The sequence below is a fragment of the Limnohabitans sp. genome (assembly GCF_017848645.1).
GTDB lineage: Bacteria > Pseudomonadota > Gammaproteobacteria > Burkholderiales > Burkholderiaceae_C > Limnohabitans_A.
Genome location: NZ_JAFEIF010000051.1, coordinates 21,009 through 45,007, shown reverse-complemented (window position 1 = coordinate 45,007; position 23,999 = coordinate 21,009). Strand labels below are relative to the sequence as shown.

Genomic DNA, 23,999 nt, shown 5'->3' with positions numbered 1-23,999 from the left:
GTCGTTGTCACGCCCTTGTCACATTTGACCTCGTACCGTTATCAGGAGCTTTTCTATGCTGTTTGGCAAATTGCTGCCCAAAGAAGGCAACTTTTTTGAACTCTTCAACCAACACGCGGACCGCATTGTCGAAGCGGCTCGGGCCTTCTCCAATCTGGTGGCCAATTACAACGATGTGCACCTGCGCGAAAAGTACAACCGCGATGTGGACAACGCCGAGCACGCCGCCGACCGCGTGACCCATGAAGTCAACCGTCTCATCCACACCACCTTCATCACCCCCATCGACCGAGAGCAAATCCACGCCCTCATCAACCTGATGGACGACGTGGCCGACCTGATCCAGGACTCGGCCGAAACCATGGCGCTGTACGACGTGCGGCACATGACCGATGAAATCACCCGCCTGACCGATTTGTCGGTCAAGTGCTGCGAGCGCGTGCAGGATGCGGTCAAATTGCTCGCCAAAATTGGCGAGCCCTCTGTGGCCGAAGCCGCGCTGAAGACCTGCGAAGAGATCGATCGCCTGGAGTCCGATGCGGACCGCGTGATGCGCAGCGCCATGAGCAAGTTGTTCCGTGATGAACCCGATGTGCGCGAGATCATCAAGCTCAAGGCCATTTACGAACTGCTGGAGACCATCACCGACAAGTGTGAAGACGTGGCCAACCAGATCGAGGGCATCGTCCTCGAAAACTCCTGATCCGAAGCGGGGATCCTGAACATGGAAACCGTACAAGCCGCCTTGTGGGTGGTGATCTTGCTGGTCGCCCTGGCGCTCATTTTTGACTTCATGAACGGCTTTCACGATGCCGCCAACTCGATCGCGACCGTGGTGTCCACGGGCGTGCTCAAGCCGGGGCAGGCCGTGGTGTTTGCCGCCTTCTTCAACTTCATCGCCATTTTTGTCTTCCACCTGAGCGTGGCTGCCACGGTGGGCAAAGGCATCGTGCAGCCCGGCGTGGTGGATACCCATGTGGTGTTTGGCGCGCTGGTGGGGGCCATCACCTGGAACGTCATCACTTGGTACTACGGCATTCCCAGCAGTTCTTCGCATGCCTTGATTGGTGGCATTGTGGGTGCTGTGATCGCCAAAGCCGGAGCCGGGGCGCTGATTTCATCCGGTGTGCTCAAGACCGTGGCCTTCATCTTCGTGTCACCTTTGCTGGGGTTTTTGCTGGGTTCACTGATGATGGTAGCCGTGGCCCACATTTTTCGTCGGGCTCGACCATCGCGGGTGGACAAGTGGTTCCGCCGACTGCAGCTGGTGTCGGCTGGTGCCTACAGCCTGGGGCACGGCGGCAACGATGCACAAAAAACCATTGGCATCATCTGGTTGCTGCTGATCGCCACAGGTTATGTCAGCACGGCAGAGGCTTCCCCACCGGGATGGGTCATTGTCAGCTGCTATGTGGCCATTGCCTTGGGCACCATGTTTGGCGGCTGGCGCATCGTCAAGACCATGGGTCAGAAAATCACCAAGCTCAAGCCCGTGGGCGGCTTTTGCGCCGAAACGGGAGGGGCCATGACCTTGTTCCTGGCCACCACACTGGGTATTCCGGTGTCGACCACGCACACCATCACCGGGGCCATTGTGGGCGTGGGCTCCACCCAGCGGGCCAGCGCCGTGCGCTGGGGTGTGGCGGGCAACATCGTTTGGGCTTGGGTGCTGACCATTCCCGCCAGCGCCTTTGTGGCGGCCATTGCTTACTGGGTCAGTTTTCAAATTTTCGATTGATGGCCTGACCCGCCGGTTCGCTCCGGTGTCCTTGCTTGACCCAAGGAATGCCGCCCGGCTGCACCAGTCGGGCGGCATTTTTCATTGGCTGATCAGCCGTGCTGCTTCAATCTGGTACTCGAAGTAGCGTTGAAAGCTGAAGACCAGGCTGGACATCATCACCGTGGTGCCGAACAACAAGGCGATGACGATGCCGATGATCGTGCCCCATTGCGTGCGGCCTGCCGGGCTCAAGCTGTCCGCTTGGGGGTTGAAGCGGGCATTCCATTTGTCGATGGGCGTCAAACCGTAGACGATGGCGTTCACAGCGCAGCCCGCGATGGTGAAGCCCAGCAAAGGAATCAACAACCAGCTGAGCGTATCGTCCTGGCCGAATTGCTGCACACGTTCCAGGCCGTAAAAGCCCAGTGCCGTGGGAATGGGCAAAAGCCAGGCCCCCATGTCCGTGAAGCCGTGCAGGTAAAAGCGGTGCAAGCCCATGGGACCACCCCAAAATGCCAACCAGGTGGCGAGTGTTTTGTTTTTCATGGTGCCGATTATTGCGGAGCGCAGTTCGTGTCACAGCCCCAAGGCTTTTGACGCCAACGCTTGACTTCAAACCCAGTGGCCCGTGTGGGGTGTCTATGAGGGGCTGGCCCGTTGTATAATGGTGGGCTTTTCAGTGTGTCACTGGCCGGGTGGCCAGTTGCGTGTCTCAAACGCTGAAAGAAAACGGGCTTCCCAGCATTTGTTCTGGAGAAACCCAACCACCCAAGGATTAATCATGGTTGTTATTCGTCTGAACCGCGGCGGCTCTAAAGCACGTCCTTTCTTCAACATCGTCGTCGCCGACAAGCGCGTGCGTCGCGATGGCCGCTTCCTCGAGCGCATCGGTTTCTACAACCCCACAGCCAAAGGCGGCGAAGAAGGTCTGCGCATTGCGCAAGACCGCCTGACCTACTGGAAGGGCGTTGGCGCACAGGCTTCCCCCACCGTGGAACGCCTGATCCGTCAAGCCGGCAAAGCCGCCGCCTGATCGGTTCGCACAGGTCATGCGCCCGCCTTTGGAAACAGCCGCAATGCCGGCTGACGCCATCGAAATCGGGCGCATCACCGATGCCTGGGGCATCAAAGGCTGGTTCAAGGTCTTGCCCCACAGCGCCTCGCCCGAGGCGCTTTTTTCTGCCAAAAGCTGGTTTTTGTTGCCGCCCGATAGGCCCATGAAACCCCAGCGTGGCCAGGAGGCAGCAGCCTCTGCACACCAGGCCTGGCGAGAGCCCTTGCTGCTCAACGTCCTCGAAGTCAAAGACCATTCCGACACCGTGGTGGCGCGTGCCCAAGGCATTGACGACCGCAACGCGTCCGAGTCCTTGCGCGGTGGCCGAATTTTTGTGTCACGCGCCAGCTTTCCTGCTGCGGCTGACGGCGAGTACTACTGGGTCGACCTGATCGGGCTGCAAGTGGTCAACCGCGAAGGTGTGGACTTGGGTCAGGTGCGTGACCTCATGTCCACCGGCCCGCAAACCGTGTTGGTCATTGAAGCCGCTGCCGAGACGGAAGGCGGCAAACCTGTCGAGCGCATGATCCCGTTTGTGGCGGCCTTCGTCGACGGCGTTGACTTGTCCGCCAAGCGCATCACGGTCGACTGGCAGCCCGACTACTGAGCGGCCTCGGCCGTGGAGGGCCATCGCCATGCGCTTTGACATCATCACCCTGTTTCCCGAGCTGTTTGCGCCGCTGTTGACCAGCGGCATCACGCGCCGTGCCTACGAAAGTGGTTTGGTCGACGTGCGCTTGTGGAATCCACGCGACCACGCCGAAGGCAATTACCGCCGGGTGGACGACCGCTCTTTTGGCGGTGGCCCCGGCATGGTCATGCTGGCCGAGCCCTTGTTCAAGTGCCTGACGGCCATTCGCGCCGATCGGCAAGAAGAAACACCTGCACCCTTGGTGTTGTTTTCCCCGATAGGCCGGGCCCTGAACCACAGCGCGGTGGCCCAATGGTCTGCCAGCGCGGGGGCGGTGCTGCTGTGTGGTCGCTATGAAGGCGTGGACCAGCGTTTCATTGACCAGTATGTGGACCAGCAAATCAGTCTGGGCGACTTTGTGCTGTCGGGCGGTGAAATCGCGGCCATGGCCTTGCTGGATGCGGTGGCCCGCTTGCAGCCGGGTGTGTTGAACGACGAGGGCAGCCACCAGCTCGACAGCTTCAACCCGGCGCTCGATGGTTTGCTGGACAGCCCGCACTACACCCGCCCCGAAGTCTGGCAGGGTCAGGCGGTGCCGCCTGAATTGATGTCGGGTCACCATGCGCACATCGCGCGTTGGCGGCGCGAGCAAAGCCTGCGATTGACGGCATTGCACCGCCCCGAGTTGCTGGAACAAGCCCGCGAGGTCAAGGGGCTCAGCCGCGAGGATGAGGCCTTTCTCAAGCAGGCCAGCGGCAGCGGGTCAACTGCGGGCAAGCCCCAATCTGCAAAAAAGCTATAATCAAAGGCTTTTCGATCCTCTACCCGCCGCGATCTGGTTCAGTCATGTGAATGCATGGCCCTTACAACACAGAACGCCCCTTGTGTAGCGAGGCATGATCGGACGGAGTTCAAAAAATGAATTTGATTCAAACTCTTGAGCAGGAAGAAATTGCCCGTTTGGGTAAAGTGATTCCTGAATTTGCCCCCGGCGACACCGTGATCGTCAGCGTCAACGTGGTGGAAGGTGCGCGCAAGCGTGTCCAAGCCTACGAAGGTGTTGTGATCGCCAAGCGTAACCGTGGTCTGAACAGCGGCTTCACTGTGCGCAAGATCTCCAGTGGCGAAGGTGTGGAGCGTACGTTCCAGACTTACAGCCCCGTGATCGCCAGCATTGAAGTCAAGCGCCGTGGTGATGTTCGCCGCGCCAAGCTGTACTACCTGCGTGACCGCAGCGGCAAGTCGGCACGTATCAAGGAAAAGTTGCCTCAGCGCAAAGCAGCACCTGCTGCCAAAGCGTAAAGCCTTTTCGTTCGTACGAAAAAACCGCCCGGGTTTGCGCCCAGGGCGGTTTTTTTATGGGCGCTTCAAAGCCCTTGTTCATGGGCAAATGCAAGCCACCCGGCCATGAAAAAAGGCCTTGCCGGTGAGGGCAAGACCTTGAAGGGGGTCTTGAAGTCCTGGGCCGAGCCCAGAACAAGGATCAAGCGCGTGTGATTTTCAGCACGCGTGTGCCGCCACGCTTGCCTGCAGGGCCTTCGCCAGCGGCATGGGGCTTGAAGTTGCCAGCACCAAACTGTTTGGGGCCACGGGCAAACTTGTCACCGGCACCGGCTGCGCCGCGTGGGGCAGGGCGGGCAGCGTTGCGGTTGTCACCACCACGGTCTTCCCAGCGGCCGCCTTGACGTGGACCGTCTTGGCGTGCGTCTTGGCGCGGGGCAGGGCGGCTGTCGCCTTTGTCCCAAGGGTGCGCAGGTGCGCCGCGCTGCTCAAAGCGGTCACCGCCGCCACGGTGCTCACCACGGGGGGCGTCAAAACGGCCGCCATCTTTGCGGGCATCGAAGCGGGGTTCGCTGCGCTGCTCAAAGCGGGGCTGCTCGTCGCGGAAGTTGCCACGCGGGGCGCGGTTGTCAAAGCCACCACCGTTGTCGCGGTCACGGTTGCCACCGAAGTCACGGCCACCAGGGGCGGGACGGCCACCACGGAAACCACCGCCAGCGTTGGCGTAATTGCGCTCGCCGCCAAAACGGTCACCGCCACGTCCCATGGGCTTGCGGGCTTCGGGCATGCGCACTTTGGGCTCCAGGCCTGGAATCACTTCGGCCTTGAAAGGCTGGCGAGTGTAGGACTCGATGTCACCAATCTTGCGGCGGTCGCGGATCTCGGCAAAGGTCACGGCCAGGCCATCGCGGCCAGCGCGGCCTGTGCGGCCAATGCGGTGGGTGTAGTCCTCGGCCTTCATCGGCAAGCCGAAGTTGAAGACGTGGGTGATGGTGGGCACGTCGATGCCGCGAGCGGCCACGTCGGTCGCAACCAAAATCTGGACTTGGCCATTGCGCAGCGCCATCAGGCGGCGGTTGCGCATGCCCTGGCTCAGGGCGCCGTGCAGGGCCACAGCCGAGAAGCCGTCTTGCTGCAGGTCAGCGGCCAAGCCGTCGCACTCGATTTGGGTGCTGGAGAACACGATGGCCTGGTCGATCGTGGCGTCACGCAACCAGTGGTCGAGCATCTGGCGCTTGTGTTGGGCGTTGTCGGCCCAGAACAGCACCTGCTTGATGTTGTTGTGCTTTTCCTGGGGGTTGTCGATCTGGATTTTCTGGACCGAAGAACCACCGTCGTGCATCACACGCATGGCCAGTTGCTGAATGCGCGGCGCAAAGGTGGCGCTGAACATCATGGTCTGGCGGCGCTGGCTGGTCATGTCGTTGATGTCGGCCAGGTCGTCCGAGAAGCCCAGGTCGAGCATGCGGTCGGCTTCGTCCACCACCAAAAACTGGACTTGGTCCAGCTTGATTTGCATGGAGCGTTGCAGGTCGAGCAAACGGCCGGGGGTGGCCACAACCAGGTTGGCGTTTTGCAGCTTGGCAATTTGCAGCTGGTAAGGCATGCCGCCGACCACGTTGGCCACGCGCAGGCCGCGTGTGTGCTTGACCAGCTCGATGGCGTCTTGCGCCACCTGTTGGGCCAGTTCACGTGTGGGGCACAGGATCAGGGCACCAGGGGTTGGGGCCTTGAAGTTGCGTGGGTTGGTGGGGTCTTTGCGCTTGGCACGCTTGGGGGCTGGCTCGCCCTTGGCGGCAGCGTCGGCGCAGGCTTGTTCAAACTCGGCGCGTTCAGCGGCTTCTTGTTCGGCCATTTGCTGGATCAGCGTGTGCAACACGGGCAGCAAGAAGGCGGCGGTTTTGCCGCTGCCGGTTTGGCTCGAGACCATCAGGTCGGTGTAGCCATTGGACTTGCCGTCCTTGGAGCCACCGGTTGTGGGCAATGCCAAAGGAATGGCGCGCAATTGCACGGCGGTGGGCTGGGTGTAACCCAGATCGGCCACGGCCTGCACCAGCTCGGGGGCCAGGCCCAGTTCGATGAAGCCATTGGGCACGTCGGCGACGGCTTCCACTTCTTCGGCCGCTTCAGTCGTGACTTCGGCTGCTGGCTCGGGGGTAATTTCGGCCGTTGCGGCGGCCATGATTTCAAGGGCCAAGTTGCTGGCTGCAGGCTGTGCAGTCGACTCGGTGGCCATGGATGTGATTTCGGCAGGCGACAAGTCGCTCTGCACTGCGTTCAAAGTGTCAGTCATGTGTATGTATAAAACTCGCACGGAACAACGACCGTCAACATCAAGAATGTTGCGTAAGGTCTTAGCACCGCAAGGTTGAAAAAACATCAACCATCAAACGGTGCTCGCGAGGGGCGCTGGGCGTGGAGCCTGGCCGCTGTGAGTGACCCTATCGTTGGGTCAAGGCATGAAGGGAGATGTATGAAACGCTGCACCTGTGTGCAGCGAGCCCACGATTATGGCACGGATCAGAAAAAACCGCTAGGGTTTTCCCTGAAAATCACAAACGGATGAAATGTTCGCGGTAATGCGCCAATTCGTCGATGGATTCGTGCACATCGGCCAGAGCCGTGTGCTTTTGCTGCTTCTTGAAGTTGGCGTAGACCTCGGGCTTCCAGCGGCGCGACAGTTCCTTGAGGGTGCTCACGTCCAGGTTGCGGTAGTGGAAAAACGCTTCCAGCTTGGGCATGAACTTGACCAGAAAGCGACGGTCCTGGCTGATGGTGTTGCCGCACAGCGGTGAGCTGTTTTTGGGCAGGTACTTTTTCAGAAAGGCCAGGATTTGTTCTTCGGCATCGGCCTCGCTGGTCGTGGAGGCTTTGACCTTGTCGATCAAGCCGCTTTTGCCATGCGTGCCCTTGTTCCACTTGTCCATTTGGTTGAGCAACTCGTCGCTTTGGTGAATCACCAGCACCGGCCCTTCGATGCGCGGTGTGAGGTGGGGCCCGGTCACGATGACGGCGATCTCCAGCAAGCGTTCTTTTTCCGGGTCCAGGCCCGTCATTTCACAATCGATCCAGACCAGGTTTTGGTCGGATTTGGGCAGCTCTGCGGCTTCAGGGGCGGGGGTGTGTGTGTTCGCATCAGACATACATGGATTGTCGCCGATGCCATGAGCCCCTTGGCCGTGGGCTTGAAGAGTGGCTTGAATCGCGGCGCGCACCACGGCACCCCGGGTGCGGCTTCTACAATGGCGGCATGAATGCATCCTTGACCTTGACCCTGACTCTGGTGGTGGCCTTGCTGGCCCATGTGGCGCTGAAGTTTTGGCTGAACGCCCGCCAGGTGCGGCATGTGGCCCGCCACCGCGGTGCGGTTCCGCAAGCCTATGCCGACACCATGAACTTGGCGGACCACCAAAAAGCGGCCGATTACACCCTGGCCAAAGCGCGACTGTCGCAAATCGACATCGCTCTGGATGCCGCCGTGCTGCTGGGCTGGACCCTGCTGGGCGGGCTCGATGCGCTCAACCAGGTGCTGCTGGGCTGGATGGGACCGGGCATGTCGCAGCAAATTGCGCTGGTGCTGGGCTTCACGCTGGTCGGCGGTCTGATTGGATTGCCCTTGTCGCTCATGCAAACCTTTGGCGTGGAGCAGCGATTTGGTTTCAACAAAATCACGCCGGCCTTGTGGCTCGCTGACACGGCCAAGGGGCTTGTGCTGGGTTTGGTGCTGGGCCTGCCGCTTTTGTGGGTGGTGCTGTGGCTCATGCAAGCCGGGGGCGCGTGGTGGTGGCTTTGGGCCTGGGGGGTGTTGGTGGGCTGGCAGTTGTTCTTGATGGCCATTGCGCCGAACGTGATCATGCCGCTGTTCAACAAATTCACGCCCTTGGAAGACGAGTCGCTCAAGGCCCGCGTGCAGGGCCTGATGCAACGCGCAGGCTTCACCGCCAAAGGTTTTTTTGTGATGGATGGCAGCCGCCGTTCGGCGCATTCCAATGCGTTTTTCACAGGTTTTGGGGCCAGCAAGCGCGTGGTGTTTTTCGACACCTTGCTCAAGCAACTGAGCCCGGCCGAAATGGAAGCGGTGCTGGCCCATGAGCTGGGCCATTTCAAGCACAAACACATCGTCAAGATGATGGTCACCAGCTTTGCCATGACGCTGGCGGGTCTGGCGCTGCTGGGCTGGTTGGCGCAGCAGGTTTGGTTTTACACGGGACTGGGTGTCATGCCCAACTTGTCAGGCAGCAACGATGCGCTGGCGCTGGTTTTGTTCATGCTGGTCACCCCCGTGTTCACTTTGTTCTTTGCGCCCGTGTCGTCCTGGCGCTCGCGCCAGCAAGAGTTCGAGGCCGATGCCTATGCGGTGTCCCAAACCCCGGGCAAGGACTTGTCTTCGGCCCTGCTCAAGCTTTACCAAGACAACGCCTCCACACTCACACCCGACCCTTGGTATGTGAAGTTCTATTACTCGCACCCACCGGCCAGTGAGCGGTTGCTCAGGATGAAAACCGCATGAGCACCCCGGAAGTTCGCGCCCTCAAACCGACTGAGGTGATCATGGCCCTGAGCCAACTTGTCGGCTGGGGTCTGACGGGCGATGGTGAAAATGTCGCGATTGAAAAAACCTTCACTTTCGAGCAGCACGCCCACGCGCTGCTCTTCGTCAACAGCGTGGGCTGGTTGTCTGAAAAGCTCAACCACCACCCCGAGCTGGTGTTGACCTACAAACGTTGTGTGGTGCGCTGGAACACGCACGATGTGCGCGGTTTGAGCCGACTCGATTTTGAGGCAGCCACCCAGACCGACGCTTTGTGTCCGGCATGATGCGGCATGAATAAACCCAAAGCGCGCCCGGCCTTGCCTCAGGCCCACGATCTGGAGCCGGGCTTGGTGGTCGCCACCTATGGCCGACACTGCCTGGTGGAGACGCCCGAAGGCCGACGCCTGATTTGCCACCCCCGGGGTAAGAAAAACCAGGTGGTGGTGGGCGACCAGGTGCTGTGGCAAATCGCGGGCGACGAGGGCAGCATCGAAAAACTGCAAGAGCGCCGCAACCTGTTTTACCGGCAAGACGAAATCCGCACCAAATCCTTTGCCGCCAATCTGGACCGCGTGCTGATCCTGATCGCGGCCGACCCTGAGTATTCAGAAAGCCAACTCTCACGCGCCTTGGTGGCGGCCGAGGCCGAGCGCATCACGCCCATCATTGCGCTCAACAAAAGCGACCTGGCCCAGCCCTTTGCCCAAGCCTGGGAGCGCCTGGCCCCGTACCGCGCCATGGGCTACAGCGTCATGCCCATCAGCCTGAGCCCACGCAGCCCGGTGGCCGACGATGGTGTGGCCGCCTTGTGCAAGCATTTGCAGGGCCTGACCACTTTGGTGCTGGGGCCGTCGGGCAGTGGCAAAAGCACGCTGATCAACCGTTTGGTGCCCGATGCGCAGGTGGAAACCGGTGAAATTTCGCTGGCCCTGAACTCTGGCAAACACACCACAACCAGTACGCGTTGGTACTGGGTGCCCGCGCTCGATGCGTCAACTGAAGTGGGCGCTGAAACGGGCGCAGAAACTGGCGCTGCACGCACCGCCTTGATCGATTCACCCGGCTTTCAGGAGTTTGGCCTGCACCACATCGAGCCCACCCGCCTGGCCGATTGCATGCCTGATTTGCGCAAGCATCTGGGCGGCTGCAAGTTCTACAACTGCACGCATTTGCACGAGCCCGGTTGCGCCGTCTTGGCGCAGGTCGAAACCGAGCAGCACCCCGGCACCATCAGCGTGCGGCGGCACCGCATTTACGCGCAGCTGTTTGAGGAGTTGGGCCAGCAGCGCTGGTGAGCGGCGGGGCGACTTCAGCCCACCAAATTGGCCATGGTCAGCAAGGCCACCAGCACCAGCCACATGATGACGGTGCGCCAGACCAGGCCCACCACTTGGGCGAAGTGCGCCACGCTGGCCACGCGACCGGGTGTGCTGCTGCTGTCAGGCGTCTCCAGTGTGGGCAATCCCTCTGCAGCGGGTTGCAAGGCAGCGCCACCCAAGCGGATGTTGATGGCCCCTGCCGTGGCGGCCAGGATCACGCCATCGTTGTCTTGTGGAAAGTTTTGCGCATGGTGTCGCCAGCCGTCCATGGCATCTTCAAAGCTGCCCACAATGGCAAAGCCCAAGGCCGTCATGCGCGAGGGCAGCCAGTCCAGGGCCTGCCAGGCCCGTGCCGAGACCGAACGCAGCACCTCGCTGGGGAAAGAGCCATCGGCTGACGGCTCCTGCCAGCGCCGTTGCGCCAATTCGGTCAGGCGGTAAATCACCGCGCCCACCGGCCCCAGGCCGATGATGGACAAGGCGGCGTACCAAAAAAACACACCGAACACATGGCGGTGCGCGGCGATCACCGAGTACTCGATCACATGCCGCACAATTTCGCTGCGCGGGATTTGCCCCACCTGCACCTGCTGCCATTGCGCCAGCAACTCGCGGGCTTTGTCTTCGTCGCCGTTTTCCAGGGCTTCGCGGATGCCGGTGAAGTGGTGGCTGAATTGCCGAAAACCCAGCGTCACATACAGCAAGGCCACATTCCACAGCACCGCCACCCACCAGCCCAGCGTCCAATCGAGCAGCCAATGCAAGAGCACGGCCAGCAAGGCGGGGGACAGGACGGTGATGCCCCAAGTCACCCAGGCCTGAGGGCGGGTGCCTGCGTCAAAGGTGCGCACCACCCAGGCGGTCCAGTGCTCGACAGCGGCAAAGACCTGGTTGTCGGTCTTGAGGGGGCGGGCTTGCTCCAGCACCAGGGCCAGCAAGATGGCAAAAAAACTCATGGCATTCTCATGTTGACGGGTTGGCAGCTAGGAAGCGGTAGAAATTGCGCAGCATCCCGGCCGTGGCACCCCAGATGAAATGTTCCACCGCCTGGACTTCGCCATTGGAGGCCCTTCTGCGCTCCTCATACGGCATGGAAAACCATTGTCGCTGAGACCCTTGCCACTCGAAGGCATGCCGCCGGTGGTTGGCCGGGTTCATCAAAAACGACAGGGGCACCTCAAACACATCGGCCACTTCATCGGCATTCAGTCGCAGCTCAAATTCGGGGGTGACCAAGCCAATGACCGGCGTCACCCAAAACGAGGTGCCTGTGATGTAGACCGGCAACTCGCCAATGACCTGCACGTGCCGGGCTGACAAACCCACTTCCTCTTCGGCCTCGCGCAAGGCCGTGGCCTGCATGTTGGCGTCCTCGGGGTCCACCTTGCCGCCGGGGAAGGCGATTTGACCCGAATGGGTCTTCATGTGCGCGGCGCGGCGCGTCAGCAGCACTGTGGGCAATGAGGCTTGTGGCCCGCGCATCACAATGGGCACCAGCACCGCCGCCTGCGCAGGGGGGCGGTCTGAGGTGAAGCTCTCGCGCACCACCTCCGGCTGCCACGCAGGCGGCTGCGCAAACCGGGCTTTCAGGGCGTCGGGCTGTAAACAGGCAGTCGGCACAGCAGGCATGTCGTGGTCGATTTGCCAAACCGGAACTTGCCGCGGATCAAAGAGTGGATTTTTGGACACAGGCGGTATTTATAACCGACAAGGGCTTGTGCGCTGGCGCTGCCCAGTCGGCGGGTGCCCGGGCCCGCAGGGCGTGGCCGTAAAATGGGTGTGTTGCCCTATTTAGCAACGTTACTGGTTTTACACATATGGATACAGGTCATTTCATGAAACGCGAATATTTTTCTCACGACACACGTCCCGAGCGCCGCTTTGGTGAACACCGTGGCGGCACCTGCATGGCCTTGATCGACGGCCGCTTCCTGATCTGGTTGGCCCAGCAAGGCGCGATGGGTGCCACGGGTGAATCGGTCAACCGCCAGGGCTTGCTCAGCTTGCTCTCCCAGGCCTTGTCACACGCCGCGCTGGATGTGGATCTGCGCCGCATCTATTGGTACAGCGACCGCTCCGATGGTCTGGTCATCGACGACCAAATCGTGCGCCTGGTGCAGGCCCACGATGCCGATGGGGGCGCCTCGCTGCTGCGCTCACTGGGCCACGACCTCAAGCAACTGGCCGAGCACCATGCGTGTGACCATGTGCTGGTGGCCAGCGACGACGAGCGCTTTTTGGCCACCATCGACGAGGCCCAACTCAGCGGCCTGAGCGTGCACCTGTTGGCCGACGAGTCGGCGCGCAACATGCCGCAAATGGTGCGCACCGACCCGGGCTGGGCCCGTTTGCTGGCCCAGGCCGACCGCCGTGTGGTGGTCAACTCTCAAGCCCTGGCCGACATGCTGCAAGGCAAGCTGCCCACCGGCATGGGCTTGGCCGTAGAAGATGTGGAAGAGCTGCGCAAGTCGATGCACGAGGTCATCACCGCCTGGTGGGCCGACGAGCCGGAAGATCTGCGCGAAGACCTGCGCGACGCGCTGCAGATCAGCCGTGGCATTCCACAAGAAGTCGACCGCCAGCTCTTGCTGCGCATGCGCCAGCGCCTGGCGCGCGCCCTGAGCCTGCCCGAGAAAAAAATGCTGCGCGAAACCCTGCGCCAGGTGGTGACAGAGCCTGCGGCCCCAGCACTGGCGGTGGGCGATGGTTTGCCCCCCGATCTGGACGATTGATCTGAGTGACGGATGTGGCGGCTTGAGCACGCGGGCTTCAGAGCATGCGGGCCTGTGAGCTTGCGGGCCTTTGAGCATGCAGGCCTGTGCAAGGCCTGCACCCGTTGGTCTCGGGCCCTCTTGGCCGCCTGGTTCATGCTGCAGCCACTCCTTGGAGTGGCTTTTTTTGGGCATTCTCCTGGCCGTCACGCTGTGGGTTGGCGCAGCGTGGGCGCTCTTGATATCCCAATTGCATCTTGCTGATTTTGCAATTTGTTGCAATTAAAGATGATCAAAGTATTAAATGTGACTTCAATGCTGATAAATTTCATTCATGCGATCCAGCATCCATCCACAGGAGCATGAAACCATGACCACCGTAGCCCGTTTGACACCTCTGAACACACGCCACATCAGCGCCCCCGTGCACCAGGACCACTTCACCTTGGCCATGCACCAGGAAGCAGAAAATGCCTTGGCGATGGCGCTGCATTATTTGCGCTCAGGTGGCAGCAACGTGCCCGGTGCCACGCGCAAAGCCGTGCAGGCCCTGGGGGCCTTGAACCGGCTCGAAATGTTGTCTGTGGGCTCGGGTGCTCGCACCACAGGGCGCGCGTAAAAAAGCCCAGAAGCCTGGGCCTCTGGGCTTGAGCCAGCGCGAACAGTCCGGCGCGGTCGAGCGCTGACGCACTTGGATTCGCTGAGCTGGCGGGCCTGACGAGCCTGGCGCGCCTGACGAGCCTGGTGGGCCAAACGGCACCACCCTGCCGCCGGCAGCAGCAATCAGGCTTTGGCTTTGGCGTGGTATTGGGTTACGCGCTCCACTTCGTTTTTGGAGCCCAGCACCACACTCACGCGCTCATGCAGCTGGCTGGGCTGCAGGTCCAAAATACGTTGTTTGCCGTTGGTGGCCGCGCCGCCCGCTTGCTCGATCAGCCAGCTCATGGGGTTGGCCTCGTAGAGCAGGCGCAGTTTGCCGGCCTTGTGGGGCTCGCGCTTGTCCCAGGGGTACATGAACACGCCGCCACGCGTCAGGATGCGGTGCACATCGGCCACCATGGAGGCGATCCAGCGCATGTTGAAGTCCTTGCCGCGCGGGCCTTCCTTGCCCTGCAGGCACTCGTCGATGTAGCGGCGCACGGGCTCGTCCCAGTGGCGCATGTTGCTCATGTTGATGGCGAATTCCTTGGTGTCGGCGGGCACCTGCACGTTTTCTTGTGTCAGCACAAAGGAGCCTTGTTCGCGATCGAGGGTGAACATGGCCACGCCATCGCCCACCGTCAGCACCAAGGTGGTTTGCGGGCCGTACACGCAATAACCGGCGGCCACTTGCTGTTTGCCCGGTTGCAAAAAGTCCTGCTCGGTCACGCCCTGGCTGTCTTCTGATTTTTTCAGCACGCTGAAAATGGTGCCAATGCTGACGTTGACGTCGATGTTGGACGAGCCGTCGAGCGGGTCAAACATGAGCAGGTATTCGCCTTGCGGGTAGCGGTTGGGCACCAGGTAAATGCTGTCCATCTCTTCGGAGGCCATGGCCGCCAGGTGACCGCCCCATTCGTTGGCTTCAAGCAGCACTTCGTTGGCGATGATGTCCAGCTTCTTTTGCACTTCGCCTTGTACGTTCTCGCTGTCGGCACTGCCCAGCACACCGCCCAAAGCGCCTTTGTTCACAGCGTGGCTGATGCTTTTGCAAGCGCGGGCCACGACTTCGAGTAACAAGCGCAAGTCAGCCGGAATGTGGCCTTTGTCGCGTTGCTGCTCCACCAGGTAGCGGGAAAGGGAAATTTTGCTCATGGGATTTCCTTGATCGGTTCAAGCGGCGTTCAGCGCACGGCTGATGACTTCGCGCACATCGTTGCTGAGGTCTGCTTTGGCGGCCACGCGCTCAATGGCGACTTTGGCTGCGCTGCGGTAGGGCTCGGCCAGGCGGCTCCAGCGGTCCATGGCACGGGCCAAGCGTGCGGCCACTTGCGGGTTGATGGCGTCCAGCGCCAGCACCTGCTCGCTCCAGTACACATAACCGGCCGCGTCGGCGCGGTGAAAACCTGCCGGGTTGGCGCTGCAGTAGCTGAAGATCAGGCTGCGGGCGCGGTTGGGGTTGCGCAGGCTGAAGTCGGCGTGTTGCATGAGTTGGCGCACACGCGGCAACACGTCGCCTGCACGGTCGGGTGCACCGGCTTGCAGGGCAAACCATTTGTCGATGACCAAAGCTTCGTGCTGGAACATTTTGTGGAACAAGGCCAAGGCGTCTTGCGCCAGCGCGTGGCCGCTCACCACCAGGGCCGACAAGGCGTTGAAGCGGTCGGTCATGTTGCCCGCGTTTTTGAACTGCTGGACCACGCGGCCTGGCGTGACCGCCTCACCGCTGTGCACGGCAGCCACGCACAGCATGGTCATGGCCAGACCGGCCAGAGCCCGGCGGCCGCTCGATCTGGCGTCGGGCGTGTAGGCACCATTGAGTTTGTGCGCGTCCCAGGCCCATTGCCAGTCGGCTTGCAGGGCGGTGGCCAGTTGCAGGCGCATGGTTTCGCGCAGGGCGTGCACGCGCTGTGGGTCCACCACATCCAGCTGGTCGGCGATGTAGTTTTCAGACGGCAGTGTGAGGGCCAAGTCTTTGAAGGCTGCGTCCAGCGTGGGGTGGCGAAGCACATTGCGCAAAGCGGCCACCAGGGCCTCGGACAGCACGGGCTGGCCCGTCAGGTCCTTGTTTTGCTGGATGGCCTGCAAGGCGCTTTGCAGCATCAGGCGCTGGCCGGCTTCCCATTGGTTGAAGGGGTCGCTGTCGTGGGCCAACAAAATCAGCAAGTCGTCGGCCGACAAACCATCTTCCAGCACCACGGGGGCACTGAAGCCGCGCAGCAGTGAGGGCACGGGTTCGCTGTCGATGTTGACAAAGGTATAGCTGGCGCTGTCTTCGGTCAGTACCAGGGTTTGCTGCATTACCGTGTCGCTGGAACCTGCCAATTGCAAGGGCAGGGCAGTGCCGTCGCGGCTGACCAAGCCTAAAGCGACCGGGATCACAAAAGGCTTTTTGTCGGTCTGGTCCGGTGTCGCGGGGCAGCTTTGGCTGAGGGTCAGGGTGTAGCTGCGTTCGGCAGCGTTGAAGGCACTGCTGGCCTGCAGGCGTGGCGTGCCCGCCTGGCTGTACCAGTGTTTGAAAGCGCTCAGGTTCTGGGCCAATGCCGAGCCAGGGTTGGCATCGGCAATCGCTTGCGCAAAGTCGTCGCAGGTCACGGCCTGGCCGTCATGCCGCTCAAAGTAAAGCTTCATGCCCCGGGCGAAACCATCGCGACCCAGCAAGTCAGCGGGCGTGGCCACCAGGGTCTGCATCATGCGAACAACTTCGGAGCCTTTTTCATAGATGGTGACGGTGTAGAAGTTGTTGATCTCGACGTAGCTGTCGGGGCGCACCGGGTGGGCCATGGGGCCGGCGTCTTCGGCAAACTGCACCGTGCGCAGCACGCGTACGTCTTCGATGCGCTTGACGGCGCGGGCACTGGTCTCGCCCGCCATGTCCTGGCTGAACTCCTGGTCGCGGAAGACCGTGAGGCCTTCTTTGAGCGAGAGCTGGAACCAGTCGCGGCAGGTGATGCGGTTGCCAGTCCAGTTGTGGAAGTACTCGTGACCGACCACGCTTTCGATGCCGCCGAAATCCATGTCGGTGGCGGTGTTCGGGTTGGCCAGCACGTACTTGGTGTTGAAGATGTTCAGGCCCTTGTTTTCCATCGCGCCCATGTTGAAGTCGCTGGTGGCGACGATCATGAAGCGTTCCAGATCGAGCGGAAGGCCAAAGCGTGCTTCGTCCCAGGCCACGCTGGCCATCAGCGAATTCATCGCGTGCTCGGTTTTGTCCAGGTCACCTGGGCGCACGAACACCTGCAGCAAATGGTCGGTGCCGCTGCGGCTGGTGATGCGCTGCTCACGCGCGACCAGCTGACCGGCGACCAGGGCAAACAGGTAGCAGGGCTTTTTATGCGGATCGACCCACTTGGCGAAATGTCTTGGGCCGTTGGGGCCGTCTTCCAGCGTGCCTTGCTCGACCAGGTTGCCGTTGCTCAGCAGCACCGGGTACTTGGCCTTGTCGGCGCGCAGCGTGACGGTGTAGCTGGCCATCACATCGGGGCGGTCCAGGAAGTAGGTGATGCGGCGAAAACCCTCGGCCTCGCATTGCGTAAAAAACGTGCCTTGGCTGACGTACAAGCCCATCAGCTGGGTGTTCTTCTCGGGGTTGCAGGTGGTGAAGATTTCCAGATCGAAGGCGTCTGTGCCTTCGGGCAGATTCTCCAGCACCAACTGGCCACCGTCCATCTTGAACGAGGTGCCACCGCCATTGACCAACACGCGGGCCAAATTCAGGTCTTCGCCGTCCAGACGCAGTGCTTGTGCCGCTACATCCGGATTGCGGCGCAGTCGCATTTTGTTCAGCACGCGGGTTTTGGCTGGGTCCAGGTCAAAGGTCAGATCGACCGTGTCGATCCAGAAAGCCGGGGCGGCATAAGCGGCCCGGTGAATCGCGGTGGGTTGTCCTTCACGCATCACTAACTCCGTTTTGGTTGAGGTCTGAGCAGCTCAGAGGCCTTGTTTCAGTGAGGCTTCGATGAACGCATCGAGGTCGCCATCGAGCACTTTTTGGGTGGCCGAAATTTCGACGTTGGTGCGCAAATCCTTGATGCGGCTGTTGTCCAGCACATAGCTGCGGATCTGGTGACCCCAGCCCACATCGGTCTTGGTGTCTTCCAGCTTTTGCTGCTCTTCCATGCGTTTGCGCATCTCGAAGTCATACAGGCGCGAGCGCAGGCGTTGCCAAGCCACGTCACGGTTGCTGTGTTGGCTGCGGCCGTCCTGGCACTGCACCACGATGCCGGTGGGGATGTGCGTCAGGCGCACGGCCGAGTCGGTTTTGTTGATGTGCTGGCCGCCCGCGCCGCTGGCACGGAAGGTGTCGGTGCGCACGTCCGACGGGTTGATGTTGATCTCGATCGAGTCGTCGATTTCGGGGTACACAAACAACGAAGCGAACGAGGTGTGGCGGCCGCCTGAAGAATCGAAAGGGCTCTTGCGTACCAAACGGTGCACGCCGGTTTCGGTGCGCAGCAAGCCAAAAGCGTACTCGCCCTCGATCTTGATGGTCGCGCCCTTGATGCCCGCGGTGTCGCCCGGGGTTTCGTCCTCCACCGTGGCCTTGAAGCCTTTGCGTTCCGCGTACTTGATGTACTGGCGCAGCAGCATGCTGGCCCAGTCACAGGCCTCGGTGCCGCCTGCGCCTGCCTGGATGTCGACAAAGCAGTTGAGCGGATCGGCCTCGTGGCGGAACATCCGGCGAAACTCCAGGTCTTCGACGAGTTGGGTCAGCTTGGCGGTTTCTGCCTCGATGGTCAGCAAGCCCTCGTCGTCGCCTTCTTCCTTGCTCATCTCGAAGAGCTCGAGGTTGTCGGCCAACTCGCTGGTCAGGTTGGTGATGGTGACCACCACGCCGTCCAGGGCTTTTTTCTCTTTGCCCAGTTCCTGGGCTTTTTTGGGGTCGTTCCAGACCGTGGGATCTTCGAGCGATGCGTTGACGGTTCTCAGCCGTTCAGATTTGGCATCGTAGTCAAAGATACCCCCGTAACTCTTGGGTCCGGGCGCTCAGGTCGGTGAGGGTGGTGCCAATCTGGTTGATGCGTTCTGCGTCCATGGGAAATGCTCCGGTTCGGTAAACCGGACATTTTCTCATGACTTGTCTGTGCTGGAGCCCGAGGGACCCCGGTAGCGGGTACTTAAAAGCGGCGTCCGTACGAGAACATCAGCCCGGCATTGCCCAGGACTTTGAGTTGCACCGAGTCGTGAGGGGTGAGCTGGTAGCCGATGACGGGGATGATGGCGGGCGAAAAACCGTTGTAGTTCAAGGGGACTTTGTCCTCATAAGGCTGAACGTAGCCGTACAAAATGCCAGCCGTGAGCTTGACGAACAGCTGGGGGACGCCCAGCACGCCGTTGAACTGCTGGCCGGCATACACGTAAACCGAAGGCTGCCCGAAGGAGTTGCTGAACAGGCTCACGCCGCACAAGCGGTTACCCGGCAGCTGCTCGTCCACGGACACGAGCACCACATGTTTGTGCTCCGGGCTGCGGCTCCAGTGGTAGGTGTAGGGGGAGAAGCTGATTTCACCCCGGTGTGTCGGCTCGGGTGCGCCTTCGACGGCCAAAAATGAGGGACAGTAGCTTGTGGGCTTTTGCGCCAAGGCGGGCGCACAGGCCAAGCCCAGAAACAAGGCCAGGGCCAGCGCAGGCCCTCGGTGGAGGTGGCGAACAAAAAGCTGCATGGGGAAGGTGTTGATCCAAAAGACCGCAGATTGTAGAGCCCGACTCAGCGCAGGAAGTTTTCCAGCAGGGCAGCCAGCGCTTGCGGCTGGTCGTGCTGCAGCATGTGTCCGGCGTCCTGAATCGTGGCCTTTTCAAGGGTGGGCACGGACTTCAGGCGCTCGTGAAACTCTGCCAATGTGTATTTGCCTTTCCACCACTGGCTGAGCGAGTCGTCCGAAGCTTCCACCACCAGCACCGGAGCACTGATGCGGCGGTACATGGCCAGCGCTTCTTCGACGTGGAACAGATACGGGTTGATGACCTTGTGTGCCGAGTCGCCCAGGATGCGCCACTGCCCATCTGTGCCCGCTTGTGCCCAGTGCTGGGCCAGCCAGTCGGCTTTGTCCTGGCCCAGGCGGGTGTTGGTCTTCATCAGGCGGGCCGCCACGCCTGCGGCGTCGGGGTAGGGCTTGAGCGTGTTGTCGCCCGCGCGTTGCGCTTTGAGCTCGTCGAGCCACTGGGCCATGCGGGTGGGCGCTTGGGCAGGCTGCGTGGCGGCCATGCCAAAGCCTTCGAGGTTGACCAGGCGGCGGATGCGCTCGGGGCGGCTGCCTGCATACATCATGACCACGTTGCCGCCCATGCTGTGGCCGACCAGGTCAATGGCTTGGCCGGGGTAGAGCGCGTCGAGCAGCGCGTCCAGATCGGCCAGGTAATCGGGGAACCAATAGCTGTCGGTAGGTGGGGTCTCGGTCAGGCCGTAGCCGCGCCAGTCCATGGCGATGATGGGGCGTTGGCTGACAAACGCCTCGCTGAAGGCATCCACCATGAACTGGTACGAGGCGGCCACGTCCATCCAGCCGTGGGCCAAAACAAGGGGGGTGACGCCTGGCTGGGCCTGGCCCCATTGGCGGACGTGGTAACGGCAGCCGCGCAGCGGCACCCAGTGGCTTTGTGATTCGCGTTGAACTTGGTACATACTTTCGATCATAAGGAGACACACGATGAGCGTCAGTCGCAACCAGGACCGCCGAACCCCCCAACCTACCCAAGGCACGGCAGACCGCTACCCCGCCATCCACCACGGCTTTGGCTGGAAGGTGCCCAAGCGCTTCAACATGGCGCAGGCTTGCTGCGGCCAGTGGGCTGCGCAGCCCGCCACGGCCCGGCGCGTCGCCATTCGGGAGCATGTGGCGGCTCAGGGCCTAGGCCAGAGCTGGACCTTTGGCCAACTGCAAACTGCGGCCAACCGCTTGAGCCGGGTGCTGCAGGCGCAGGGCGTGCAGCGCGGCGACCGTGTGGCGATTGTGCTGCCCCAGCGTTTTGAAACCGCCGTGGCCTACATGGCGGTGCTGCAAATGGGGGCGGTGGCCATGCCGCTGTCCATGCTGTTTGGGCCGGAGGCGCTGTCCTTTCGCATCAACGACAGCCAGGCCCGTGTGGCGGTGTGCGACGAATCCACCGTGCAGGCCCTGCAACAGGCCCGGCCCGACTGCCCCGGTTTGCAAACTCTGATTGGGGTGGGGCCCGCAGGGGCATCGGCCGACCTGGATTACGCGCAAGCCATGGCCAGCCAGGTCGCATCCTTCAAAGCCGTGAGCACCCTGGCCGAAGACCCGGCGGTGTTGATCTACACCAGCGGCACCACCGGCAACCCCAAGGGCGCGCTCATCCCGCACCGGGCACTGATCGGCAACCTGACGGGCTTTGTGTGCAGCCAGAACTGGTTTGGTTTTGACCCGTTTGACGCCAGCCGCCCGTCCAAAGCCGTGTTCTGGTCGCCCGCCGACTGGGCCTGGACAGGTGGGCTGATGGACGCGTTGCTGCCCAGCCTGTACTTTGGACGGCCCATCGTGGCCTTCAATGGGCGCTTTTCACCCGAAGCGGCGTTTGAGATTTTGCAAAGCCACGGCGTGACGCATACCTTTTTGTTCCCCACCGCGCTCAAAGCCATGATGAAGGCCGTGCCCGATGTGAAGGCCCGTTACAAGCTCAAGCTGCAAGCCATGATGAGCGCGGGCGAGGCGGTGGGTGACGCGGTGTTTGCGTATGTCCAGCAGCAGATGGGCGTGACGGTGAACGAGATGTTCGGCCAGACCGAGATCAACTACGTGGTGGGCAACTGCACCCGCCTGTGGCCCGCCAAGCCCGGCAGCATGGGCAAGGGCTACCCCGGCCATCAGGTCGCGGTCATCGACGAGGCCGGCCAGCTGTGCCCGGCCGGTACACCCGGCGAAGTGGCGGTGAACCGATTCGATGTGCACGGCCAGCCCGATCCGGTGTTCTTTTTGGGCTACTGGAACAACGACAAGGCCACGAAGGCCAAATACACGGGCGACTGGTGCCGCACGGGCGACATGGCGGTGGCGGACGAGGACGGCTACCTTTGGTACCAAGGCCGCACCGACGACATGTTCAAAGCCGCCGGTTACCGCATCGGGCCGGGCGAGATCGAGAACTGCCTGGTCAAGCACCCGGCGGTGCAGAACGCCGCCGTGGTGCCCAAGCCCGACGCAGACCGGGGCGCTGTGGTCAAGGCCTATGTGGTGCTGTCGCCCGACTGGCAGGCCCGCAGGCCCACCGGGCCTGGCCAGGCCAGCTTTGACGACGAGGCACGCCGCGAACTGCAGGCCCATGTGAAGGGTCTGCTGGCCCCCTACGAATACCCCAAAGAGATCGAGTTCATCGACCAGCTGCCCATGACCACCACGGGCAAGGTGCAGAGGCGGGTGCTGCGGCTACAGGAAGAAGCACGCGCGACAGCGCTGCATGCCCAAGCGCGTTGACGCGTGACAAAATCAATCGATGGCCTTGTTTCCCCACCCGGGGCACACCCGCTGGCTTGAATTCAACACAGGACACACCATGAAACTCGTTCAACTCGGTCAATCCGACCTGCAAGTGACCCCGATTTGCCTGGGCACCATGACCTTCGGCCAACAGGTCAACGAAGCCGATTCGCACGCGATTTTGGACCGCTCCCTGGCGTCCGGCATCAACTTCCTCGACACGGCCGAGATGTACGCTGTGCCCGCCACGGCGGACACTTGCGGCCTGACGGAGACCTACATTGGCAACTGGTTCGCCAAGAACCCCGGTGCCCGCGAAAAGCTGGTGCTGGCCACCAAAGTGGCGGGTCCTTCGCGGGGCATGCCCTGGATCCGTGAAGGCTCGGGCATGACCGGCCAAGACATCTTGAACGCCTGCGACGGCAGCCTGCGCCGCCTGCAAACCGATGTGATCGACCTGTACCAGATCCACTGGCCCGAGCGCCATGTGCCGGTGTTTGGCATGAGCTACTTTGACCCCGCCAAAGACAAGTCGGTCACCCCGATCCACGAGCAGCTCGAAGCCCTGGCCAAATTGGTGAAAGCAGGCAAAGTGCGTTACATCGGCCTGTCCAACGAAACGCCTTATGGTGTGCACGAGTTTGTGCGTCTGGCCGAGCAGCATGGCCTGCCGCGTGTGGCCACGATCCAAAACCCTTATTGCCTGGTGAACCGCACCTATGACAACGCGTTGGATGAAACCTGCCACCGCCTGAACGTGTCCTTGCTCGCTTATTCGCCTTTGGCCTTTGGTTTGCTCACGGGCAAGTACGACAACGCCGATTTCACTGGCCCACTGGTGCCCGACGGTGGTCGCATTGCCCGCTACGATTCCATGCGCAAACAGCGTTGGGCCCGCCCTGAGGCCTTGGCCGCTGCCCGCCGCTACAACCAGTTGGCACGCGACAACGGCATGACGCCCACCCAGATGGCGCTGGCGTTTTGCTACCACCGCTGGAGCGTGGCCAGCACCATCATCGGTGTGACCTCGGTGGCGCAGCTCAACGAAGACCTGACCGCCTGGGACACCCAGCTCTCGCCCGAGGTGCTCAAGGCCATTGACGCCATCCGCTGGGACATCCGCGACCCGGCGCTGTGATTTGGCTTGGTGATATCGGGCCATGGCCAAGAAAGACAAAGTCAGTGAAACCCCGGCCACGGCGCTCTTGCGCCAGCAGGGGGTGAGTTTCACCGAGCACCCCTACGAGTACCTGGAGCATGGCGGCGCTCAGCACAGCGCGCAGGTGCTGGGCATGGACCCGTTTGCGGTGGTCAAAACCTTGATCATGCAGGACCAGGACGCCAAGCCGCTGGTGGTGCTGATGCACGGCAACCGCAAGGTGTCGACCAAAAACCTGGCGCGGCAGATCGGCTTGAAGTCGGTCGAGCCCTGCGCCCCCGAGGTGGCCAACCGGCACAGCGGTTACCTGGTGGGGGGCACCTCGCCCTTTGCCACGCGCCGTGTGATGCCGGTCTTCATCGAGGAAACCATCCTGGCTTTGCCGCGCATCTGCATCAACGGCGGCAGGCGCGGTTATCTGGTCGGCATCGACCCGCAGGTGTGTGTGCAACTGCTGCACGCCCAGCCGGTGAACTGCGCGCTGGCAGAATGACGCCCGTACAAGAACAAGGGAGCTTT

The 23,999-nt window shown here is 61.7% G+C and carries 24 protein-coding genes; 14 read left to right on the top strand and 10 right to left on the bottom strand.

Annotated elements, in window-relative coordinates; genetic code table 11:
* Positions 1–55: 55 nt before the first annotated feature.
* Both QZ190_RS11885 and QZ190_RS11880 read left to right on the top strand, forming a co-directional pair.
* Positions 56–703 carry a DUF47 domain-containing protein gene (locus tag QZ190_RS11885; RefSeq protein ID WP_291916545.1) on the top strand — a complete coding sequence of 216 codons (648 nt, stop codon included), beginning with the start codon at positions 56–58 and terminating at the stop codon, positions 701–703.
* Between the two features lie 21 nt (positions 704–724).
* Positions 725–1,738 carry an inorganic phosphate transporter gene (locus QZ190_RS11880; protein WP_291916542.1) on the top strand — a complete coding sequence of 338 codons (1,014 nt, stop codon included), beginning with the start codon at positions 725–727 and terminating at the stop codon, positions 1,736–1,738.
* An 81-nt stretch (positions 1,739–1,819) separates the two neighbouring features.
* On the opposite strand, the gene QZ190_RS11875 is transcribed toward QZ190_RS11880, so the two are convergent.
* The gene (locus tag QZ190_RS11875; RefSeq protein ID WP_291916540.1) at positions 1,820–2,266 is read right to left on the bottom strand and encodes a hypothetical protein; all 447 of its coding nucleotides are present in this window, start codon (positions 2,264–2,266) and stop codon (positions 1,820–1,822) included.
* Positions 2,267–2,501: 235 nt separating this feature from the next.
* Between QZ190_RS11875 and rpsP the strand changes: the two genes are divergently transcribed.
* The 4 genes from rpsP to rplS all read left to right on the top strand — a co-directional run bounded on the left by rpsP (position 2,502) and on the right by rplS (position 4,707).
* Entirely contained in the window at positions 2,502–2,753 is a 252-nt protein-coding gene (gene rpsP / locus QZ190_RS11870) for a 30S ribosomal protein S16 (RefSeq protein ID WP_090045429.1), read from the top strand.
* A gap of 16 nt (positions 2,754–2,769) precedes the next feature.
* Positions 2,770–3,381 carry a ribosome maturation factor RimM gene (rimM, locus tag QZ190_RS11865; RefSeq protein WP_291916536.1) on the top strand — a complete coding sequence of 204 codons (612 nt, stop codon included), beginning with the start codon at positions 2,770–2,772 and terminating at the stop codon, positions 3,379–3,381.
* A gap of 28 nt (positions 3,382–3,409) precedes the next feature.
* The gene (gene trmD / locus QZ190_RS11860; RefSeq protein ID WP_291916534.1) at positions 3,410–4,207 is read left to right on the top strand and encodes a tRNA (guanosine(37)-N1)-methyltransferase TrmD; all 798 of its coding nucleotides are present in this window, start codon (positions 3,410–3,412) and stop codon (positions 4,205–4,207) included.
* Between the two features lie 116 nt (positions 4,208–4,323).
* Positions 4,324–4,707, top strand: coding sequence for a 50S ribosomal protein L19 (rplS, locus tag QZ190_RS11855; RefSeq protein WP_291916532.1), 384 nt, complete (start codon positions 4,324–4,326; stop codon positions 4,705–4,707).
* A 181-nt stretch (positions 4,708–4,888) separates the two neighbouring features.
* Here rplS and QZ190_RS11850 read toward each other — a convergent pair whose 3' ends face one another.
* Positions 4,889–6,979 (bottom strand): DEAD/DEAH box helicase, encoded by a 2,091-nt coding sequence (locus QZ190_RS11850; protein ID WP_291916530.1) that lies wholly within the window; start codon positions 6,977–6,979, stop codon positions 4,889–4,891.
* 259 nt (positions 6,980–7,238) lie between these two features.
* Entirely contained in the window at positions 7,239–7,829 is a 591-nt protein-coding gene (gene orn / locus QZ190_RS11845; protein WP_291916528.1) for an oligoribonuclease, read from the bottom strand.
* Positions 7,830–7,936: 107 nt separating this feature from the next.
* Here orn and QZ190_RS11840 point away from each other — a divergent pair, with 107 nt between their 5' ends.
* From QZ190_RS11840 to rsgA, 3 genes are read left to right on the top strand one after another with little or no spacing between them, the layout of a single operon-like run.
* On the top strand, positions 7,937–9,196 hold the full coding sequence (locus QZ190_RS11840) for a M48 family metallopeptidase (protein ID WP_291916526.1): 1,260 nt from the start codon (positions 7,937–7,939) through the stop codon (positions 9,194–9,196).
* Entirely contained in the window at positions 9,193–9,504 is a 312-nt protein-coding gene (locus QZ190_RS11835) for a 4a-hydroxytetrahydrobiopterin dehydratase (RefSeq protein WP_291916524.1), read from the top strand. Before QZ190_RS11840 ends, QZ190_RS11835 begins: the two co-directional genes overlap by 4 nt.
* Positions 9,505–9,510: 6 nt before the next feature.
* Positions 9,511–10,515 (top strand): ribosome small subunit-dependent GTPase A, encoded by a 1,005-nt coding sequence (gene rsgA / locus QZ190_RS11830; protein WP_291916522.1) that lies wholly within the window; start codon positions 9,511–9,513, stop codon positions 10,513–10,515.
* A gap of 14 nt (positions 10,516–10,529) precedes the next feature.
* On the opposite strand, the gene QZ190_RS11825 is transcribed toward rsgA, so the two are convergent.
* Entirely contained in the window at positions 10,530–11,495 is a 966-nt protein-coding gene (locus QZ190_RS11825; RefSeq protein WP_291916520.1) for a CobD/CbiB family protein, read from the bottom strand.
* A gap of 7 nt (positions 11,496–11,502) precedes the next feature.
* Positions 11,503–12,168, bottom strand: a complete 666-nt coding sequence (locus tag QZ190_RS11820) for a CoA pyrophosphatase (RefSeq protein ID WP_291916518.1) — start codon at positions 12,166–12,168, stop codon at positions 11,503–11,505.
* 206 nt (positions 12,169–12,374) lie between these two features.
* Here QZ190_RS11820 and QZ190_RS11815 point away from each other — a divergent pair, with 206 nt between their 5' ends.
* Complete coding sequence (locus QZ190_RS11815) at positions 12,375–13,271, top strand: hypothetical protein (protein WP_291916516.1); 897 nt, start codon at positions 12,375–12,377, stop codon at positions 13,269–13,271.
* Between the two features lie 349 nt (positions 13,272–13,620).
* The gene (locus QZ190_RS11810) at positions 13,621–13,869 is read left to right on the top strand and encodes a hypothetical protein (protein WP_291916514.1); all 249 of its coding nucleotides are present in this window, start codon (positions 13,621–13,623) and stop codon (positions 13,867–13,869) included.
* Positions 13,870–14,033: 164 nt separating this feature from the next.
* Here the strand turns inward: QZ190_RS11810 and QZ190_RS11805 are convergent, their stop codons facing one another.
* The 5 genes from QZ190_RS11805 to QZ190_RS11785 form a co-directional block, all read right to left on the bottom strand.
* Positions 14,034–15,044 (bottom strand): class 1 fructose-bisphosphatase, encoded by a 1,011-nt coding sequence (locus QZ190_RS11805; RefSeq protein ID WP_291916512.1) that lies wholly within the window; start codon positions 15,042–15,044, stop codon positions 14,034–14,036.
* Between the two features lie 18 nt (positions 15,045–15,062).
* On the bottom strand, positions 15,063–17,786 hold the full coding sequence (gene pepN / locus QZ190_RS11800) for an aminopeptidase N (protein ID WP_291916510.1): 2,724 nt from the start codon (positions 17,784–17,786) through the stop codon (positions 15,063–15,065).
* Positions 17,787–17,819: 33 nt separating this feature from the next.
* A protein-coding gene (gene prfB, locus QZ190_RS11795) for a peptide chain release factor 2 (RefSeq protein ID WP_291916509.1) occupies positions 17,820–18,924 on the bottom strand; the annotation gives its coding sequence in 2 pieces (ribosomal slippage) (positions 17,820–18,842 and positions 18,844–18,924; 1,104 coding nt in all).
* 82 nt (positions 18,925–19,006) lie between these two features.
* Positions 19,007–19,552 (bottom strand): hypothetical protein, encoded by a 546-nt coding sequence (locus QZ190_RS11790; protein WP_291916507.1) that lies wholly within the window; start codon positions 19,550–19,552, stop codon positions 19,007–19,009.
* A 44-nt stretch (positions 19,553–19,596) separates the two neighbouring features.
* Positions 19,597–20,511 (bottom strand): alpha/beta hydrolase, encoded by a 915-nt coding sequence (locus QZ190_RS11785; RefSeq protein ID WP_291916505.1) that lies wholly within the window; start codon positions 20,509–20,511, stop codon positions 19,597–19,599.
* A gap of 25 nt (positions 20,512–20,536) precedes the next feature.
* On the opposite strand from QZ190_RS11785, the gene QZ190_RS11780 reads away from it, so the two are divergent.
* The 3 genes from QZ190_RS11780 to QZ190_RS11770 all read left to right on the top strand — a co-directional run bounded on the left by QZ190_RS11780 (position 20,537) and on the right by QZ190_RS11770 (position 23,973).
* Positions 20,537–22,318 (top strand): acyl-CoA synthetase, encoded by a 1,782-nt coding sequence (locus tag QZ190_RS11780; RefSeq protein WP_291916504.1) that lies wholly within the window; start codon positions 20,537–20,539, stop codon positions 22,316–22,318.
* 79 nt (positions 22,319–22,397) lie between these two features.
* A complete protein-coding gene (locus tag QZ190_RS11775; RefSeq protein WP_291916502.1) occupies positions 22,398–23,459 on the top strand; it encodes an aldo/keto reductase in 1,062 nt (353 codons plus the stop codon).
* 22 nt (positions 23,460–23,481) lie between these two features.
* Complete coding sequence (locus QZ190_RS11770) at positions 23,482–23,973, top strand: aminoacyl-tRNA deacylase (protein ID WP_291916501.1); 492 nt, start codon at positions 23,482–23,484, stop codon at positions 23,971–23,973.
* Positions 23,974–23,999 lie beyond the last annotated feature (26 nt).